This window comes from Micromonospora sp. NPDC049240 (assembly GCF_040647835.1).
GTDB lineage: Bacteria > Actinomycetota > Actinomycetes > Mycobacteriales > Micromonosporaceae > Micromonospora.
Genome location: NZ_JBEZCX010000019.1, coordinates 54526 through 72355, shown reverse-complemented (window position 1 = coordinate 72355; position 17830 = coordinate 54526). Strand labels below are relative to the sequence as shown.

The window sequence follows — 17830 nt, the reverse complement described above, 5'->3', positions numbered from 1 at the left end:
GGTGCACTTCGGACTCGGCTTCGACGAGGCGTACGTGCCGCACGCACGGGTCCTCATCGAGAGCATCCTGCGCGAGGGCGCGCTGGCGGCGCCCACCTTCTGGCTGGTCACCGATCACGATCTCGGGGCGGACCTGCGCGACGCGGTCCGCCGGCAGGTCGGCGACCGCGGCGAGGTGCGCTTCCGGCCGGTGGACCGGGTGGCGCACCTGCCGCTGTCCACCCGGGACAGCGCGCGACACATCTCCCAGGGCATGTACCTGCGGCTGTTCCTGCCCTGGCTGGTGCCGGTCGAGCTGGACCGGCTGGTCTACCTCGACTGCGACATGCTCTGCACGGGGTCGCTGGCCGGGCTCGCCGACGTCGCGCTCGGCGAGGCGGTGGTCGGTGCGGTGCGCGACGCGTACACCCGGCGGCTGGCCGACGGGGGCGCGCTCCCGGGGCTGCGGGGGGAGGCCACGCTGGACCCGCAGGCGCCCTACTTCAACTCCGGCATGTTGCTGATCGACCTCGCCCGGTGGCGCGACGCGGACGTCACCGGCCGCGCGCTCGACTACATCGAACGGCACGCGGACGCCGCGCGCTACCCCGACCAGGACGCGCTGAACCACGTCCTGTTCGGACGCTGGCTGCGGCTGTCGCACCGGTGGAACCACATGATGGGCTGGCGGCTGGAGCCGGTCTACGGCGGTGACCCGGCGCAGGCGTCCCTGGTGCACTGCGTCGGGCCGAAGAAGTTCTGGACCGACGAGTTCCCCGACTTCAGCGAGTTCGGCCGGCGCTACTGGAAGTACCGCGCGGAGCTGGACGGCTGAGGCGGCCCGGCTCAGGCGAGGAACGGCAGCCGCTCCGCCAGGACCGGATCCGCCGCCGGCAGGCCGCGGACGAACCGGTCCACCTCCTCCACCGCCTGGTCGCCGAGCCGGCGCAGCTCGCTGCCCTGCGCGCCGGCGACGTGCGGGGTGACGAGCACGTTCGGCAGGGCGCGCAGGGGATGGTCCAGCGGTAGCGGCTCAGGGTCGGTCACGTCCAGTACGGCGGAGAGCCGGCCCGTACGCAGGTGCCCGAGCAGCGCCTCCTGGTCCAGCAGCCCGGCCCGGGCGGTGTTGATCAGGGTGGCGCCGTCGGGCAGCAGCGACAGCCCGGCCGCGTCGATCATCCCGGCCGTCTCCGGGGTGAGCGGGGCGTGCAGGCTGACGATCGACGACTCGCGGAGCAGGTGCGCCAGCTCGACGGGCCGTACCCCGAGCCGCTCCGCGTCGTCCGGTTCCAGGAACGGGTCGTGGCAGAGCAGCCGGAAGCCGAGGTCCGACAGGCGGGCCGCCACCAGCCGGCCGACCCGGGACGCGCCGACCAGGCCCACCGTCCGGTCCGCGTTGCCCGTCGCCGGGTAGCCGGTGAGCAGGGCGCGGCGGTCCAGGCTGCGCCGGTAGCGGTCGGCGGCGGCGAGGACGTTCTTGCCGGCCAGCAGCACCATCGCCACCGTGTAGTCGGCGACCGGCACCGCGTTGGCCCGGGCCGAGGTGGTGACCCGGACGCCGCGCTCCCACACCGCCGGGTCGAGCAGTTCCTTGACCGAGCCGCCGGTGTGGACCACCGCCCGCAGGCGGGGCATGGCGGCCAGCTCCGCCACGCCGAGGCGTGGGCAGCCCCAGCCGGTCAGCAACAGCTCGGTGCGGCGCAGCGCCGCCGGGGTGGCGTCGGACCAGCCGGTCCAGGGGCCCGGGGGGAGGCTGACCAGCCGGTCCAGCCGGGCCCGGCTGGTGGGGGTGAAGAGCTGGTCGGGCAGGTCCGCGCGCATCAGCAGGGCGGCCGGGAGCATCCGCGTCCTCCTCAGTAGGCGAAGCTGACGCTGCGGGGCCGGGGCCGGGCCTTGTAGCGCGGCTGCTGCCCCTTCTTCCACAGCAGGCTGGCCAGCTCCACCGGGTGCACCGGGTCGCCGGCCGCCGCCGCCCGGTGGGCCAGTCGCTCACAGATCTCGACCGCCGCGGCCCGCAGTTCGACCTCGGCCGGGCTGCCGTGCGCCAACGGCCGGCCGGCCCGCAGCGAGTCGGCCAGCTCCGCGTCGATCTCCAGCAGCCCGTCCTCGATCAGCACGTGCGGGATGAGATTGTCCGCGAACGCGGTCAGCCGGCCGAGGTCGGCGAACCGTCGCGCGCCGCCGGGGTCGTGGCACAACGACAGGCCGTACGTCGCGAGCTGGGCCCGCTTGTGGAACGGCACGTCCAGGTCGCCGTGGCGGGAGACGTCCCGCCAGTGCGGCATCCCGGCCAGGATCGCCACCATCGCCGTCGGCGACCCGGCCGCCTCCTCCACCAGCGCCGGGTACTCCCCACCGAACCGGTCCCCGGTGTACGCGCCCAGCTCGTTCCAGGCGGTGGCGAACATGGTCATCAGGGTGAACGCCGGACCCCGCGTGGGTTGGCCGAACATCTCCGCGCAGGCCCGCCCGTCCAGCCCGGCCAGGTACGCGGGGGTCGGCACGCCGTCCCGGCGCACCCGGTCGAGCAGGAGCTGGCCGATGGTCCGGGCGCCGGACAGGCCGGGCAGCTTCACCAGGTGCGGGTGCAGGCCGGAGCCGAAGTTGACGGCGTCGCGGACGATCACGAAGCCGATCCGGGTCCGTTCGTCCGGCAGCCGGGCCAGCCCGGACTCCACCGGCGGCTGGCGGCGCAGCTCGTCGAGGTAGCGGCCGTCGACCGGGCGCGACGACGGCCGGGCGTGGGTGGCCCGGGCCGCCACCGAGGCGGCGGCGACGCGCAGCGCGGCCGGGTGGTCGACGGTGTGGTCCGGCGACGCGGTCCGGTCGGTGGTCTGGTCGGTCATCCACTCTCCTCAGAGCTTCGCGGGACCCAGGGACTCCAGCGCGGCGAGGTGCGACTCCGCCACCCGGGCCCAGTCGTACGTGGCGCGTAGCCGTCCGCTCGCGGCGCGGGCCCGGTCGAGGCGGGCGTCGTCCAGCGAGTCCAGGCAGCGGGTCAGGTCCTCCCGGGTGCGGCCGTACGGGATGGCGGACCCGCCGAGCATCTCGGTGAGGAAGGGCCACGGCGACACCAGCGCCGGCAGCCCCCGCCCGATCGCGTCGGCCACGGTCCCGGTGGCCAGCATCTCGCCGTCGCGGAACGGCAGCACCAGCACGTCGATCGCGGCGAGCCGCCGGTTGTACTCGCGGCGGGGCACCAGATCGTAGGGCACCACCCGGATCCGGGGGTCCGGTGACCGGGGCAGCTCCGGGGTGCCGGAGAGGACCAGCAGTTCGATGTCGTCGCGGGCGGACGCGGCCACCGCGTCGATGACCAGCGCGGTGTCCTTCTCCGGGCGGGGCGCCCCGATCACGCCCAGCCGCAGCGCGCCCGGCCGCAGGCCGTACTCCCGCTCGGTGCGGGCCCGGTCGTCGGCGCGGATGTCGGTCATCAGGTCGCCGAAGTGCCCGTGCGGAACGACCCAGTGGCGGGCGTCGTCCGGGTAGGGCAGCACGTCGCGCGCCCGGTCCCGGCCGCGCGCGCTGTGGTGCACCACGCCGTCGGCGGCCGCCGCCCAGGCCTGGTAGACCGGCCGCCACCGCGGCTGCCGGTCGTGCGGCGTGAGGTTGTGCTGGGTGAGCAGGAGCCGTACCCCGCTGTCCCGGATCGCGTCGATCAGGGCGAGGTGCCCGGCCAGCTCCGCCGGGAGCAGCCGCTCCGGCCAGTGCAGGTGGAACACGTCGACGTCGGCCAGGATCTCCCGGTGCCGGTCGAGCTGCCCGCGGCCCAGCGCCACCTCGTGCACCCGGTCCCGCAGCGGACCGTAGAGCAGGGCGTCGTAGTGGTGGCCGTACGCCGAGCTGGCCACCCGCAGCTTGGGCGTCACCGACCAGGAGAACGCCATCCGGGTGGCCGGCGCCACCTCCACCTGGTGCACGACCGGCAACTCGCCGAAGTAGCTGCGGTAGGCCGACACGCCCGCCACCTCGACGGTGGTGACCACGTCCGCCGGGCCGACGCCGAACTCGACCCGCAGCGGCCGGGCCGCCGCCTCCGTCACCTGGAGCGCGACCGCCTCCGGCGGCTGGTCGAAGCGCAGCTCCTCGTGCACGTGCAGGGTCCGGCCGCGCACCTCGTACCGGGCTCGACGCGTCGCGGGCACCGGCGGGAGGTCGGCGGGTGTCTGCCGCCGTCCGGGCTCCTGCCAGCGGTGGTGGACCACCTCCAGGCCGCCCGGCCGGTGGACCACCCGGTCGGGCCGGCCGGCGGGCACGACCGTACGCCCGTCCCGCACCGCCACCGGCACGCCGGTGGCGAGGGCGCTGTCCACCGGCACCTCGAACAGCCCGGGCCACTGCGGGGCGGGCAGGTAGTCCGAGACGGTGGACCCGACCAGCGGCAGCACGAAGGCGGTCTGCGCCGAGCGGTACGACCAGACGCCGGCGTGGCGGGCGCGGTCGAAGAAGAAGACCGCGTCGCGCGGCCGGCGGGGCGTCGGGCCCGGCATCGGGACGGAGTCCAGCGAGTTCGCCGCGTCCAGCAGCTTGCCGAGGCAGTCGAGGGTCATCTGGAGCCGCCGTGCGGGACCCCGGTACGCGTAGGTCGACCGGTACCGGTGGGCCTGGATCAACCCCTGGTCGAACCAGGGGCGGAGCGCGTCGAACGCGTCGCGGGCCCGGGCCGCCCACTCGTCGCGGCCGGTCGGGGACAGCTCGGGACGGCGCGCGACCAGCCCGGCCAGTTCGACGGTGAGGCAGCGGGCCAGCGCCCCGGCGGAGCGGCCCCAGGCGACGGCGCTCCCGCTGTCGGTCACCACGAGATCCACCAGGGCGAGCGCGTCGCGGGCGCCCGCCGCCCAGGCCGGGCCGATCCGGGCGGCCAGCGGCTCGGCGACCGGATACAGGGCCGGGCCGTAGATGTCGAACCGGCCGGAGCCGTCGGTGGAGTCGTCCAACTGCCGACCCGGCGTCTCCTCGATCAGGTCGCGGGTGCGGCGGACCAGGTCGTCCAGCGCCGCGGCGTCCACCGGCAGCCCGAGCTCCGCCCGGGCGTGCTCGCACCGGGCCAGCACCGCCGCGTAGTTGCGCGGCGTCCGGGCGTCCAGCCAGCTCTCGTGCGGACCGGTGTCCACGGCGGCCCGCAGGTGCTCCCGCCGCTCCGGCGGCAGCCGGGGGAGCAGCGCGTTGTCCGTCCACGGGCCGAACCGGCGCAGCGTCTCCGCCACCCGGTAGGAGGCGAACGTGTGGGTCCGCTCGCCGTCGACCGCGCCGAGCACGGCCAGCAACGCGTCGTCGATCGGCGTGCCGGCGAGCCGGGTCACCCCGCCGGCGTGCAGCAGCCCGAGGACGTGGGCGAGGTCGGCGTGCACGTCCGCCTGCACCGGGAACCCGGCGAGGACGCGGGGCACCCGGAAGCGCGGCGTGTAGCGCGTCACGAACTCGGTGAGCGTACGGGTCGCGAACCCGCGGAGGGCCTGCCCCAGCGAGGACGGCTCCGGGTCGACGTCGGCGTCGCCCGGCGGGCCGGCCAACCACGGTGAGGCGGCCGCGGCCGAGCCCCGGGCGATGTGCACGCGGAAAGATATCAATGCCCTGAAGGCGCTGGCAACGGCGGGACGAACGCCCTGTTCCGGCGGTGACCCGGGGCAGTTGCGGCGAGCGACCCCGCGGTGACGCGGCCCCGTGCGAGGCTGGACGCGACGGCGGTCAGGAGGTGCGCATGGGCCCCACGCCCCGGCTCGACTTCGCGTTGGACACCTACGAGTGCATCGTGCTCTACCCCGGACCCTCCGGTCGGGCGCTGCCGGAGGAGACCGTGCAGCGGTTGCAGTCCGAGCACCTCCGGCACATGCAGGCGTTGCAGCGGCGCGGCATCGTGCTGATCGACGGCTCGGTGGACGGGCCGGCCCGGGAACCCGACCCGCCGATCGGCTTCGGCCTGGCCCGGACCGGCTCGGTGGACGACGTACGCAGCGTCATGGAGGCCGACCCGGCGGTGCAGGCCGGGCTCTACCGGGTGGAGGTGCTGACCTTCCTCTGCCCGGCCGGCTCGCTGGAGTTCCCGCTGGTCAAGGCGGAGAGCTGAGGGACTGACCGCAGCGGTCGGCGGGACCGCCTTCGGGCTGCGTGCCGACCACCTGCCGGTCGAGATCATCGCGGCCCGGACGCCGGGCGGGGACCCGGCGCCGCACCGGGCGTGGGCCGAGCGCACCGCGGCGGCGCGGGCGCGGCACGCGCTGCCCGGCGGCCACCCGAACCTGCTCGCGCCGGAGGAGACCGACCGGGTCCGGCTCGCCTACGGGCCGGTCCGGGACCGGCTGCGCCGGGCCAATCACCGGTACGACCCGCACGAGGTGTTCTCCGCCGTGCCCACGCCGCCGGCCGGCCGGCCCGGACCCCGCGTCGGGCGGTGACGACGGGCGGTACGATTTCCGCCGCGCGGTCGCCGATGCCCGCCACACGACGTTCCGGTGCGGTACGCCTACCGCCCGCCCGCGCGTTTGTTCGCGCATCGTTGGACAACTGTTCCGCAAGTCCGCAAGGGGTCGGCTGGTGAGCCGACCCGGAGGAGAGACTAGCCTGATGGGCGTGACACGCCGCGCGAAGATTGTCTGCACTCTGGGCCCCGCCACCTCGTCCCCGGAGCGCATCCGGGGGCTCGTCGAGGCCGGCATGAACGTGGCGAGGCTCAACTTCAGCCACGGCAGTCACGCCGACCACGAGTCGGTCTGCCGGCTGGTCCGGGAGGCGGCCGAGGCCGCCGGGCAGCCGGTCGCCGTGCTCGCCGACCTCCAGGGCCCCAAGATCCGGCTCGGGCGCTTCGCCGACGGGCCGCACGAGTGGCGCACCGGTGACTCCGTGGTGATCACCGGCGACGACATCGTCGGCACCAAGGAGCGGGTCTCCTGCACCTACCGCAAGCTGCCGCAGGAGGTGAAGGCGGGCGACCGGCTGCTGATCGACGACGGCCGGGTCGCGGTCGAGGTCAGCGACGTCACCGGCAACGACATCCGCTGCCTGGTCACCGAGGGCGGTCCGGTCTCCAACAACAAGGGCGTCTCGCTGCCGAACGTGGCGGTCAGCGTCCCGGCCCTGTCCGACAAGGACGCCGAGGACCTGCGCTTCGCCCTCGGCCTCGGCGTCGACCTGGTGGCGCTCTCCTTCGTCCGCTCGCCGGACGACATCAAGCTCGTCCACTCGATCATGGACGAGGAGGGTGTCCGTCGCCCGGTGCTCGCCAAGGTCGAGAAGCCGGAGGCGGTCGACCACCTGGAGGCGATCGTGCTCGCCTTCGACGGCGTCATGGTCGCCCGTGGCGACCTCGGCGTGGAGCTGCCGCTGGATCAGGTCCCGCTGGTGCAGAAGCGCGCCGTGCAGCTCTGCCGGGAGAACGCCAAGCCGGTCATCGTGGCCACCCAGATGCTCGACTCGATGATCGAGAACTCCCGCCCGACCCGCGCCGAGGCCTCCGACGTGGCCAACGCCGTGCTCGACGGCGCGGACGCGGTGATGCTCTCCGGCGAGACCAGCGTCGGCAAGTACCCGGTGCTCACCGTCAGCACCATGGCGAAGATCGTCACCACCACCGAGGCCGGCTCCATCGCCGTGCCCCGGCTCCAGCACGACCCGCGTACGCACGGCGGCGCGCTCACCGTCGCCGCGTCGTCGATCGCCCGCGCCATCGGCGCCAAGGCCATGGTGGCGTTCTCGCAGACCGGCGACACCGTCAAGCGGCTCAGCCGGCTGCACTGCGACCTGCCGCTGCTGGCGTTCACGCCGGTGCCGGAGGTGCGCAACCAGCTCGCGCTCTGCTGGGGCGTGGAGACGTTCCTGATGCCGTTCGTGCAGCACACCGACGACATGTTCCGCCAGGTCGACCAGGCGCTGCTCGGCCTGAACCGGGCCAACCCGGGCGACTACGTGGTGATCGTGGCCGGCAGCCCGCCCGGCACCCCCGGCTCCACCAACACGCTGCGCGTGCACCAGCTCGGCTCGCTCGTCGACGCCGCGGCGGCCCGGGCCCTCCAGTGAGTGACGCTCCGGTGGCGACCGGGCAGGCCGCCGTCGACCAGCTCCTGGAGGTGCTGGACCTCGCGCAGACCGGCGAGATGGCCTTCCGCGGGATGAGCCCGCAGGTGGGCCCGCAGCGGGTCTACGGAGGCCAGGTCGCCGGTCAGGCGCTGGTGGCGGCCGGCCGCACGGTCGGCCCGGAGCGGGCCGTGCACTCCCTGCACGGTTACTTCGTGCGGCCCGGCGACCCGGCCGAGCCGATCGACTACCAGGTGGAGAACGTCCGCGACGGCCGGTCCTTCTCGGTGCGCCGTTCGGTGGCGCTCCAGCACGACAAGCCGATCTTCTTCATGTCGGCGTCGTTCCAACGGCAGGAGGAGGGGCTGGACCACCACGCCCCGCTCCCACCCGACGTGCCCGGCCCGGACGACGTGCCCACCATGACCGACCGGCTGTCCCGCTACCCGGAACGGCTCGGCATCTGGGGGCAGATCCCGCGCCCGATCGACGTCCGGTACGTCGGCGAGCCCGGCTGGGTACGCCCCGGCGACCGCCCGGCCGAGCCGCACCAGCGGGTCTGGATGCGCATCGACGGCAAGCTGCCGGACGATCCGCTGCTGCACGCCTGCGCGCTGACGTACGCCTCGGACCTGACGCTGCTCGACTCGGTGCTGTCGGTGCACGGCGAGGTGTGGGGGCCGGGCGGGGTGGTGGGCGCGAGCCTCGACCACGCGCTCTGGTTCCACCGGTCGTTCCGCGCCGACGAGTGGTTCCTCTACGACTGCTGGAGCCCGTCCGCCTCGGGCGCCCGGGGCCTGGCCACCGGCCGGATGTTCACCACCGACGGCCGGCACATCGCCAGCGCCGTGCAGGAGGGGCTGCTGCGCCGGGTGGGTGGCTGACCCGGCAACCGTGACCGTTCGGCCGAGGGTCGGGAGACCGGGCGGCTGAACAGGCGACTAACCTTGCCGGCATGCGTCTCTCCGCCCGGGTCGACTATGCCCTCCGTGCGGCTGCCGAGCTGGCCTCGGTCGCCGAGGGCACGGTCGCCGAGGGCACGGCCGCCGGGCGGAGCCGGCCGGTGACCGCCGAGCAGATCGCCCGCTCGCAGGACATCCCGCCGAAGTTCCTGGAGAGCATCCTGCTCCAGCTCCGCCGGGGCGGCATCGTGCACGCCCAGCGAGGCCCCGAGGGGGGCTACTGGCTGGCCCGTCCGGCCGGGGAGATCTCCCTGGCCGAGGTGATCCGGGTGATCGACGGGCCGCTGGCGCACGTCCGCGGCCACCGCCCGGAGCAGCTCGGCTACCAGGGCGCGGCCCGCGCGTTGCAGGACGTGTGGATCGCGCTGCGGGCCAGCGAGCGGGAGATCCTGGAGCTGGTCACGATCGCCGACGTGGCCACCGGCACGTTGCCCGCCCGGGTCAACGAGCTGGCCGCCGACCCGCGCGCCTGGAGCTGACGGCCGTCCGGCGTGTCCCACCAACCGGATGGGGGACTTGACCCGGGGTGCCTCCGTGCCGCATTGTCGACCAAGTTGATAGGAGATACCGAAAAGTCAGGGGGCGCTCGTGCGCAAGCTGCTGGTACTCGCCCTCGTCGGGCTCCTCGCGCAACTGGTCGACGGCGCGCTCGGCATGGCGTACGGGCTGACGTCCTCGACGCTGCTGCTCTTCGCCGGTGTCGCGCCGGCCGCGGCCTCCGCCTCGGTGCACCTGGCCGAGATCGGCACCACGCTTGCCGCCGGCGTGTCGCACTGGCGCTTCGGCAACGTCGACTGGAAGGTGGTCGGCCGGATCGCGCTGCCCGGTGCGATCGGCGCGTTCGCCGGCGCCACGTTCCTGAGCTCCATCTCCACCGAGTCGGCCGCCCCGTGGATGGCCGCCATCCTGTTCACCCTCGGCGCGTACCTGCTGATCCGCTTCTCCCGGCCGCTGCGTGCCAACCGCGCCGCCGGCCGGCTGCGTAGCCGATTCCTGGCCCCGCTCGGGCTGGTCGCCGGCTTCGTCGACGCCACCGGCGGTGGCGGTTGGGGTCCGGTCGCCACCCCGGCGCTGCTGGTCTCCGGCCGGATGGAGCCCCGCAAGGTCATCGGCTCGGTGGACACCTCCGAGTTCGTGGTGGCGGGCGCGGCCAGCGTCGGCTTCCTGATCGGCCTCGGCTCGGAGGGCTTCCTGCTGCCCACCGTCGCCGCGCTGCTGATCGGCGGCCTGATCGCCGCGCCGATCGCGGCCTGGCTGGTCCGCATCGTGCCCGCCCAGGTGCTCGGCGCCGTGATCGGCGGCGTGATCGTGCTGACCAACGCCCGCACCCTGCTGCGTGCCGGCGAGCTGGGCGGCCCGGTGCCGGCCCTGGTCTACGCCGTGCTCGGCGCCGGCTGGCTGGTCGCCATCGTGCTGGCGGTACGCGCGCTGCGTCGCGCCCGCCGGGCCCGGGCCACGGTCGAGGCGGCGCTCGCCGTGGCGCCGGCTCCGTCGGTCGCGGTGGCTGACGCCTCGGCTCCGCCGGTCGAGGCGGGGGAGCCCCGGCCGCTCGCCGCCGCCGTCGAGGGTTGAGCCTCCCACGTCGGGGGTTGAGCCTCCCGGGTCGAGGGTTGAGCCGCCGGCGGCGCTGACGAGCGGCATCCCGGCCGGCGCGCCGCGTTCGTCGGCGTGTCGCCGGCCCTTGGTGGATGCACTCGCGCGCGATATACCGCTCCGTCATATTTATGCCTCAGTGGTATATCGCCGTCCCGCGAATTGTGGTACTGAGACGTCACTCTCCGTGTTCAGAGCGGCGGGCGAGGTTCCGCCGGGGCGCGGCGTGCTTGTGGGGGTGCGCGGTGGTGGCTACGCTTGCGGAGCGCGGAGCCTAATCATCAACGTCGATGCGTCGACGTTCCCGTCGCGTCAGCGCACGTGCACACTCCCGCCGGTCCGGGCAGGCCGGCGTCGCCGCGTGCCCGACCTTCGCGAAAGGCAACCCCCGTGCACCACACCACCTCACGCCGGCTCGCCCTGCTCGCCGCGGTCTCGGCGGCCACGCTGGCGGCCGGCGTGCTCACCACCGTCACCGCCTCGGCGGCGGCCGCCGCCTGCCGGGTCGACTACCGGATCACCAACCAGTGGGGCGGCGGCTTCGGCGCCGACGTCACCGTGACCAACCTCGGCGACCCGGTCGACGGCTGGACACTCGGCTGGAGCTTCGCCGCCGGTCAGCAGGTCGCCCAGGCGTGGAACGCCACGGTCAGCCAGTCCGGCGTCCAGGTCACCGCCCGCGACGCCGGCTACAACGCCGCCATCGGCACCGGTGGCACCGCGAACTTCGGATTCAACGCCTCCTGGAACAACGCCAGCAACCCGGCCCCCACCACGTTCACCCTGAACGGCACCACGTGCACCGGCGCGCCCCCGACCGCGACGCCGACGACGTCCGGCCCGACCACGCCGCCCCCGACCACGCCGCCCCCGACCACCCCGCCGCCCACCACCCCGCCGCCCACCACTCCGCCGGCCGGCGCGAAGCAGATGGAGAAACTCGACCGAGGGCTGGTCAGCGTCCGCTCCGGCAGCGGGAACCTGGTCTCCTGGCGGCTGCTCGGCACCGAGACCTCGGGCGTGTCGTTCAACCTCTACCGCGGCGCCACCAAGGTCAACGCGAGCCCGATCACCGGCGCCACCAGCTACCTGGACGGCGGCGCGGCGGCCGGGTCCGCGTACACCGTGCGGGCCGTGGTGAACGGCGCCGAGCAGGCGGCGTCCGCCCCGGCGCTCCAGTTCGCCAACGGCTACCTGGACGTGCCGATCCAGGCCCCGCCCGGCGGCACCACGCCGAGCGGCGAGGCGTACAGCTACTCGGCCAACGACGCCAGCGTGGGCGACCTCGACGGCGACGGCCGCTACGAGTTCGTGCTCAAGTGGGACCCGTCGAACGCCAAGGACAACTCGCAGTCCGGCTACACCGGCAACGTCTACGTGGACGCCTACACCCTGACCGGCGCCCGGCTGTGGCGGATCGACCTGGGCCGCAACATCCGCGCCGGCGCCCACTACACCCAGTTCCAGGTGTACGACTACGACGGCGACGGGGACGCCGAGGTGGCCATGAAGACCGCCGACGGCTCGCGCTCCGGCACCGGCCAGGTGATCGGCTCGTCCTCGGCCGACCACCGCAACTCCAGCGGCTACGTGCTCGCCGGCCCGGAGTACCTGACCATGTTCGACGGGCGCACCGGCGCGGCGCTGTCCACCGTCGACTACGACCCGCCGCGCGGCACGGTCTCCTCCTGGGGCGACTCGTACGGCAACCGGGTCGACCGGTTCCTCGCCGGCACCGCCTACCTGGACGGGCAGCGCCCGTCGCTGATCATGGCGCGCGGCTACTACACCCGCGCGGTGATCGCCGCCTGGGACTTCCGCGACGGCACGTTGCGCAAGCGGTGGACGTTCGACTCCAACGTCTCCGGCAACGGCGCCGCCGCCGGTCAGGGCAACCACCAGCTCTCGGTGGCCGACGTGGACAACGACGGCCGTCAGGAGATCGTGTACGGGGCCGCCACCATCGACGACAACGGCCGGCTGCTCTACTCGACCGGCAACGGGCACGGCGACGCGCTGCACGTCGGCGACCTCGACCCGTCCCGCGCCGGCCTGGAGGTCTTCAAGGTCGACGAGGACGGCAGCAAGCCCAGTTCGTGGATGTCCGACGCGCGTACCGGTCAGCTCCTCTGGCAGACCGCGCCGAACGGCGACAACGGTCGCGGCGTCTCCGACGACATCTGGGCCGGCAGCCCCGGCGCCGAGTCCTGGTCCTCGGCGGTCGACGGCCTGCTCAACACGCGCGGGCAGAACGTCGGCCGCAAGCCGTCCTCGGCCAACTTCCTGATCTGGTGGGACGGCGACCCGGTCCGCGAGCTGCTCGACGGCACCAAGATCGACAAGTACGGCACCGGTGGCGAGACGCGACTGCTCACCGGCAGCAACGTCGCGTCCAACAACGGCACCAAGTCCACCCCGGCGCTCTCCGCCGACCTCCTCGGCGACTGGCGCGAGGAAGTGGTCTGGCGCACCGCCGACAGCTCGGCGCTGCGCATCTACAGCACGCCGGTCACCACCGGCCTGCGCCTGCCGACGCTGATGCACGACCCGCAGTACCGGGTCGCCGTCGCCTGGCAGAACACCGCCTACAACCAGCCGCCGCACCCGGGCTTCCACCTCGGGGACGGCATGAGCACGCCGGCCGCGCCGAACATCTACCTGCGCTGAAACGGCAGGCACCGGGTCGCCGGCCGCGGAATCCGCTCAGCCGGCGACCCGGTGCACCACACCGCAGCATTCCCGACCCGTCCCGACCGGGAATGCCGTACCACCACCGGGGACAAAGCTATGCGTCCCACGCGACGCTGCGGTGACGTGGCTATGAAGAGCGTGTTTCAGCCTTCGCGGCGCAGGCCACCGGCCACCTTCTCGGCGATCAACTCGAACGAGCGGACCCGGTCGTCCACGTCGTAGACCATCGCGGTCAGCATCAGCTCGTCCGCGCCGGTGCGCTCCAGCAGCGTCCCGAGCTGCCGGGCCACCGTCCCCGGCGAACCGGTCGCCTGACCGTCGCGACGCTGCGCCACGAACTCCCGCTCCAGCGCGGAGTACGGATAGGCCGCCGCCTCCTCCGGCGTGACCAGCGGCTCCGGCCGCCCCGACCGCAGCTTCAGGAACGACAGCCCGGCCGGCCCGGCCAGCCACTCCGCCCGCTCGTCGGTCTCCGCGCAGACCGCGTTGACCGCCACCATCGCGTACGGCCGGTCCAGCCACTGCGACGGCCGGAAGTGCTGCCGGTAGAGCTGCAACGCCGGGACGGTGTTCTGCGCGCTGAAGTGGTGCGCGAACGAGAACGGCAACCCGAGCAGGCCGGCGAGCTGGGCGCTGAAGCCGCTCGACCCGAGCAGCCACACCTGCGGCGACTGCCCGCGCCCCGGCGTCGCGGTGATCGGACCCGGCTCGGCGCCACTGAAGTAGTTCATCAGGTCGGCCAGCTCGCGCGGGAAGTGCTCGGCGGACAGGCCCTCCATGGTGCGGCGCAACGCCAGCGCGGTCCCCTGGTCGGTGCCGGGCGCCCGCCCGATGCCCAGGTCGATCCGGCCCGGGTGCAGCGCGTCGAGCGTGCCGAACTGCTCGGCCACCACCAGCGGCGCGTGGTTGGGCAGCATCACCCCGCCCGAGCCCAACCGGATCGTGCTGGTGTGCGCGGCCAGGTGCGCGAGCAGCACCGCCGGCGCCGAACTGGCGATCGCCGGCATGTTGTGGTGCTCGGCCACCCAGAACCGGCGGTAGCCCAGCTCCTCGGTGCGGCGGGCCAGCTCGGTGGTGTGCCGCAGCGCCTCACCGGCGTTGCCGGCCGCGGCCACCGGGGCAAGGTCAAGAACAGACATCGGTACGTCGATCACGCGATGGTGCAACCGGCGACGTGCCGGAATTGTTCCGCCGAGTGGGTCAGCCCATACCCCGCGCCTGCTCGAAGATCAGACTGGTCTGGGTGTGCTGCACCGCCGGATCGACCGCCAGATGGTCGAGCACGAAGTCCCGCAACGCGTCCCCGGACGCCGCCCGCACGTGCAGCACGTAGTCCTCCGCGCCGGCCACGTGGAACACCGACACCACCCCGGGCAGCCGCACCGACCGGGCCCGGAACGCGTCCACCGCGGCCCGTTCGTGCGCGGTCAACCGCACCGACACCAACGCCTGCAACGGCAGGCCCACCGCCGCCGGGTCCACCTCGGCGTGGAACCCGCGGATCGCCCCGCACTCCCGCAGCGCGCGGGTACGCGTCAGGCACGTCGACGGCGCCACCCCCACCCGCTCGGCGAGCGCGTTGTTCGGCAGCCGCCCGTCCGCGGTCAGCTCGGTGAGGATCGCGCGGTCGACGTCGTCGAGGGCGGAGAACGGCCGTACATCGTTCGGTGCGAGAGGCATGCCGACATCCTCCACCGAACAAGCTCCGGGCGGAAGCGAGATCATCAGAATCTTCTTCGCTCCCCTTGCCCTGACCCGTCGTCATGTTCGACGCTTCCCGGCATGACCGCCGTGGACACCGCAGCCGTGCACGCCGGGCGTGACGACCTCGCCGGGCTCGGCGTCCACGTCCCGCCCATCGACCTCTCCACCACCAACCCGCTGCCCTCGGTCGCCGGCGGCGGCGACGACTACGAGACGCTCGCCACCGGCAACCCGCTCCCGGCCGGCGGCAGCGCCGTCTACCAGCGGCTCTGGAACCCCACCGTGGCCCGCTTCGAGACCGCGCTCGCCCACCTCGAGGGCACCGCCGAGGCGGTCGCCTTCGCCAGCGGCATGGCCGCGCTCACCGCCACCCTGCTCGCCGCCACCCGCGACGGCAAGCGCCACGTCGTCGCCGTCCGCCCGCTCTACGGCGGCACCGACCACGTCCTCGCCAGCGGCCTGCTCGGCACCGAGGTCACCTGGGCCCGCGCCGACGACGTCGCCGCCGCGATCCGCCCCGACACCGCGCTCGTCGTGGTGGAGACCCCGGCCAACCCGACGCTCGACCTCGTCGACATCGCCGCGCTCGCCACCGCCGCCGGCCACGTCCCGCTGCTCGTCGACAACACCGTGGCCACGCCCGTCCTCCAGCAGCCCACCCGGCACGGCGCCGCGCTCGTCCTGCACAGCGCCACCAAGAGCATCGGCGGCCACGGCGACGTCCTCGCCGGCGTCGTCGCCTGCGCGCCCGACTGGGCCGCCCGGCTGCGCCAGGTGCGCGCCGTCACCGGCGCCGTCCTGCACCCGCTCGGCGCGTACCTGCTGCACCGCGGCCTCCAGACCCTCCCGCTGCGGGTCCGCGCCCAGCAGGCCGGCGCCGAGAAACTCGCCGCCTGGCTCGCCGGTCACCCCGCCGTCGAACGGGTCCACCACCCGTCCCGGCACGACCCGGCCGGGCTGGTCGGCCGCCAGATGTCCGGCGGCGGCAGCCTCCTCGCCTTCGAGGTACGCGGCGGCGCGCCCGCCGCGGCCACGGTCGCCGGCGCCTGCGAACTGATCACGCACGCGGTCTCGCTCGGCGGCGTCGACACGCTCATCCAGCACCCGGCGTCGCTGACGCACCGGCCGGTCGAGGGCGACGCCAAGCCGGGCGGCGCGCTGCTGCGCGTCTCGGTCGGGCTGGAGGACCCGGAGGACCTGCGCGCGGACCTGGCGCGGGCGCTGGCGTCCATCTGACGCGACGCCGCCGCGCGTCCGGTCGAGGCGTGCGCTCGGCCGTGGCGTCCGGTCAGGACTTCGGGCCGACGTGCCGGTCCAGCGCGGCGACCGCCTCCCTCCGAGCGACCGAGAGGGACCACGGCAGGTTCATCCGCCAGGCGATGCCGAGCAGGTCGAGGGCCCACTGGCACAGCGCCATGATGTCGGTGGAGCGGTTGGAGAACATGTAGCGGGGATAGACGTACTCCTTCCCGCGGACCACGACCCGGTTGGCGAAGCGGCAGCCGTCGGAGTGGAAGAGGCCACGCAGGAAGCCGCCCGCCTGGGCCTCGACGATGCTCCGCTGCCAGTCGGCCAGGACGATCGGGCGTTCGTGCTTCTTGCCCGGCCCGTGCTGGGGAAACAGGCACGGCCAATGAAGTGCGGTGCTCTGCACGGCGACGCAACCTCGCTTCTGGATGCGCTGCACCTTGTTGGCCAGGACGGCGCGCATCGCGGCGTCGCACAGGTCGATCAGGTTCGGCCAGGCGTCCGCGCAGTAGACGCGGAGCACCGGCGTCCGGTCGGTGGTGACGAGATGACCGTCTCCCAGGTAGAGCCCGAGCAGGTAGGCGTAGGCGGCCGGATCGGTTGGACTGTCCTGGCCGGGTCGACAGCGGAAGCATCGGACCGCGCTGCCGAAGACGGTCGGCTCCGGCCGGTCGACGCACCAGTGCCAGACGGTGGTGTAGGGCAGGGACAGGCTGCGGGCAACCGATCGGATGTTGTGACCCCGGGCACGGAGGGCGCGGGCCCGTGCCCGCATTTCGGGAGGATGCACAGCGACATCTTCGAACAGGCGTATGACAAAAGTGCCGGGAGCGGGATTCGAACCCGCAAGCCCTTTCGGGCAGAAGTGTTTGAGACTTCCGTGTATGCCGTTCCACCATCCCGGCGGGGTGGGGTAACTGTACCCGACTACGCTCATGCGGGAGCATGGGTGGTGACCGTGCCGGGATCGATGGTGGGAGTGGCTCGTGGGCGAGATGCAGACGGATGCCGAGCGCAAGCGCGTTCTGATCGCCGAGGACGAGGCGCTGATCCGGCTGGACCTGGCCGAGATGCTGGTCGAGGAGGGCTACGAGGTGGTCGGCGAGGCCGGCGACGGGGAGACCGCCGTCAAACTCGCCGAGGAGCTCAAGCCCGATCTGGTCATCCTCGACATCAAGATGCCGATCATGGACGGGCTGGCCGCCGCCGAGCGGATCGCCGGCGCGCGCATCGCCCCCGTGATCATCCTGACCGCGTTCAGCCAGCGTGACCTGGTCGAGCGGGCCCGGGCAGCCGGTGCGATGGCGTACCTGGTCAAGCCGTTCCAGAAGAGCGACCTGGTGCCGGCGGTGGAGATCGCGCTGTCCCGGTACTCGGAGATCTCCGCCCTGGAGGCGGAGGTGGCCGGCCTCACCGACCGGCTGGAGATCCGCAAGACCGTCGAGCGGGCCAAGGGCGCGCTGATGACGACGTACGGCATGACCGAGCCGCAGGCGTTCAAGTGGATCCAGCGCACCGCGATGGACCACCGGATGACCATGAAGGAGGTCGCCGAGCGGATCCTCGCGGAGACCGCCGGCGGAGAGGTGGCGCAGCCCGCGTCCTGAGCCACCCGCCGGCGACGAAAGGCCCGCCCGGGAAGA

The 17830-nt window shown here is 73.8% G+C and carries 15 protein-coding genes and 1 tRNA gene; 9 read left to right on the top strand and 7 right to left on the bottom strand.

What is annotated here, in order from left to right:
- Position 1 precedes the first annotated feature (1 nt).
- Complete coding sequence (locus AB0B02_RS25870; RefSeq protein ID WP_357304362.1) at positions 2 to 814, top strand: glycosyltransferase family 8 protein; 813 nt, start codon at positions 2 to 4, stop codon at positions 812 to 814.
- An 11-nt stretch (positions 815 to 825) separates the two neighbouring features.
- Here AB0B02_RS25870 and AB0B02_RS25865 read toward each other — a convergent pair whose 3' ends face one another.
- From AB0B02_RS25865 to AB0B02_RS25855, 3 genes are read right to left on the bottom strand one after another with little or no spacing between them, the layout of a single operon-like run.
- On the bottom strand, positions 826 to 1821 hold the full coding sequence (locus tag AB0B02_RS25865; RefSeq protein WP_357304359.1) for a hydroxyacid dehydrogenase: 996 nt from the start codon (positions 1819 to 1821) through the stop codon (positions 826 to 828).
- An 11-nt stretch (positions 1822 to 1832) separates the two neighbouring features.
- Positions 1833 to 2825 (bottom strand): queuosine salvage family protein, encoded by a 993-nt coding sequence (locus AB0B02_RS25860; protein WP_357304356.1) that lies wholly within the window; start codon positions 2823 to 2825, stop codon positions 1833 to 1835.
- Between the two features lie 9 nt (positions 2826 to 2834).
- A complete protein-coding gene (locus tag AB0B02_RS25855) occupies positions 2835 to 5534 on the bottom strand; it encodes a hypothetical protein (RefSeq protein WP_357304353.1) in 2700 nt (899 codons plus the stop codon).
- 146 nt (positions 5535 to 5680) lie between these two features.
- On the opposite strand from AB0B02_RS25855, the gene AB0B02_RS25850 reads away from it, so the two are divergent.
- From AB0B02_RS25850 to AB0B02_RS25825, 6 genes are all read left to right on the top strand, one after another.
- Positions 5681 to 6046 (top strand): YciI family protein, encoded by a 366-nt coding sequence (locus AB0B02_RS25850; protein ID WP_281936453.1) that lies wholly within the window; start codon positions 5681 to 5683, stop codon positions 6044 to 6046.
- 497 nt (positions 6047 to 6543) lie between these two features.
- The gene (pyk, locus tag AB0B02_RS25845) at positions 6544 to 7992 is read left to right on the top strand and encodes a pyruvate kinase (RefSeq protein ID WP_357304348.1); all 1449 of its coding nucleotides are present in this window, start codon (positions 6544 to 6546) and stop codon (positions 7990 to 7992) included.
- A complete protein-coding gene (locus AB0B02_RS25840) occupies positions 7989 to 8873 on the top strand; it encodes an acyl-CoA thioesterase II (RefSeq protein WP_281936448.1) in 885 nt (294 codons plus the stop codon). Before pyk ends, AB0B02_RS25840 begins: the two co-directional genes overlap by 4 nt.
- A 71-nt stretch (positions 8874 to 8944) precedes the next feature.
- On the top strand, positions 8945 to 9430 hold the full coding sequence (locus AB0B02_RS25835) for an Rrf2 family transcriptional regulator (protein WP_281936446.1): 486 nt from the start codon (positions 8945 to 8947) through the stop codon (positions 9428 to 9430).
- 109 nt (positions 9431 to 9539) lie between these two features.
- Positions 9540 to 10523, top strand: coding sequence for a sulfite exporter TauE/SafE family protein (locus AB0B02_RS25830; protein ID WP_357304343.1), 984 nt, complete (start codon positions 9540 to 9542; stop codon positions 10521 to 10523).
- A 411-nt stretch (positions 10524 to 10934) separates the two neighbouring features.
- Positions 10935 to 13211: a cellulose binding domain-containing protein gene (locus AB0B02_RS25825; protein WP_357304340.1), complete on the top strand. Its 2277-nt coding sequence runs from the start codon at positions 10935 to 10937 to the stop codon at positions 13209 to 13211.
- Positions 13212 to 13378: 167 nt separating this feature from the next.
- Here AB0B02_RS25825 and AB0B02_RS25820 read toward each other — a convergent pair whose 3' ends face one another.
- A complete protein-coding gene (locus AB0B02_RS25820; RefSeq protein ID WP_357304337.1) occupies positions 13379 to 14374 on the bottom strand; it encodes an LLM class flavin-dependent oxidoreductase in 996 nt (331 codons plus the stop codon).
- 61 nt (positions 14375 to 14435) lie between these two features.
- The gene (locus AB0B02_RS25815; protein ID WP_281936438.1) at positions 14436 to 14915 is read right to left on the bottom strand and encodes an Lrp/AsnC family transcriptional regulator; all 480 of its coding nucleotides are present in this window, start codon (positions 14913 to 14915) and stop codon (positions 14436 to 14438) included.
- A gap of 102 nt (positions 14916 to 15017) precedes the next feature.
- Between AB0B02_RS25815 and AB0B02_RS25810 the strand changes: the two genes are divergently transcribed.
- On the top strand, positions 15018 to 16175 hold the full coding sequence (locus AB0B02_RS25810) for a PLP-dependent aspartate aminotransferase family protein (RefSeq protein ID WP_357304333.1): 1158 nt from the start codon (positions 15018 to 15020) through the stop codon (positions 16173 to 16175).
- A gap of 52 nt (positions 16176 to 16227) precedes the next feature.
- On the opposite strand, the gene AB0B02_RS25805 is transcribed toward AB0B02_RS25810, so the two are convergent.
- Together AB0B02_RS25805 and AB0B02_RS25800 are read right to left on the bottom strand one after the other, a co-directional pair.
- Positions 16228 to 16962, bottom strand: a complete 735-nt coding sequence (locus AB0B02_RS25805; protein WP_357304330.1) for a transcriptional regulator — start codon at positions 16960 to 16962, stop codon at positions 16228 to 16230.
- A 47-nt stretch (positions 16963 to 17009) separates the two neighbouring features.
- Positions 17010 to 17092 (bottom strand) — tRNA-Leu (locus AB0B02_RS25800).
- A gap of 81 nt (positions 17093 to 17173) precedes the next feature.
- On the opposite strand from AB0B02_RS25800, the gene AB0B02_RS25795 reads away from it, so the two are divergent.
- A complete protein-coding gene (locus AB0B02_RS25795) occupies positions 17174 to 17794 on the top strand; it encodes a response regulator (protein ID WP_281936432.1) in 621 nt (206 codons plus the stop codon).
- Positions 17795 to 17830 lie beyond the last annotated feature (36 nt).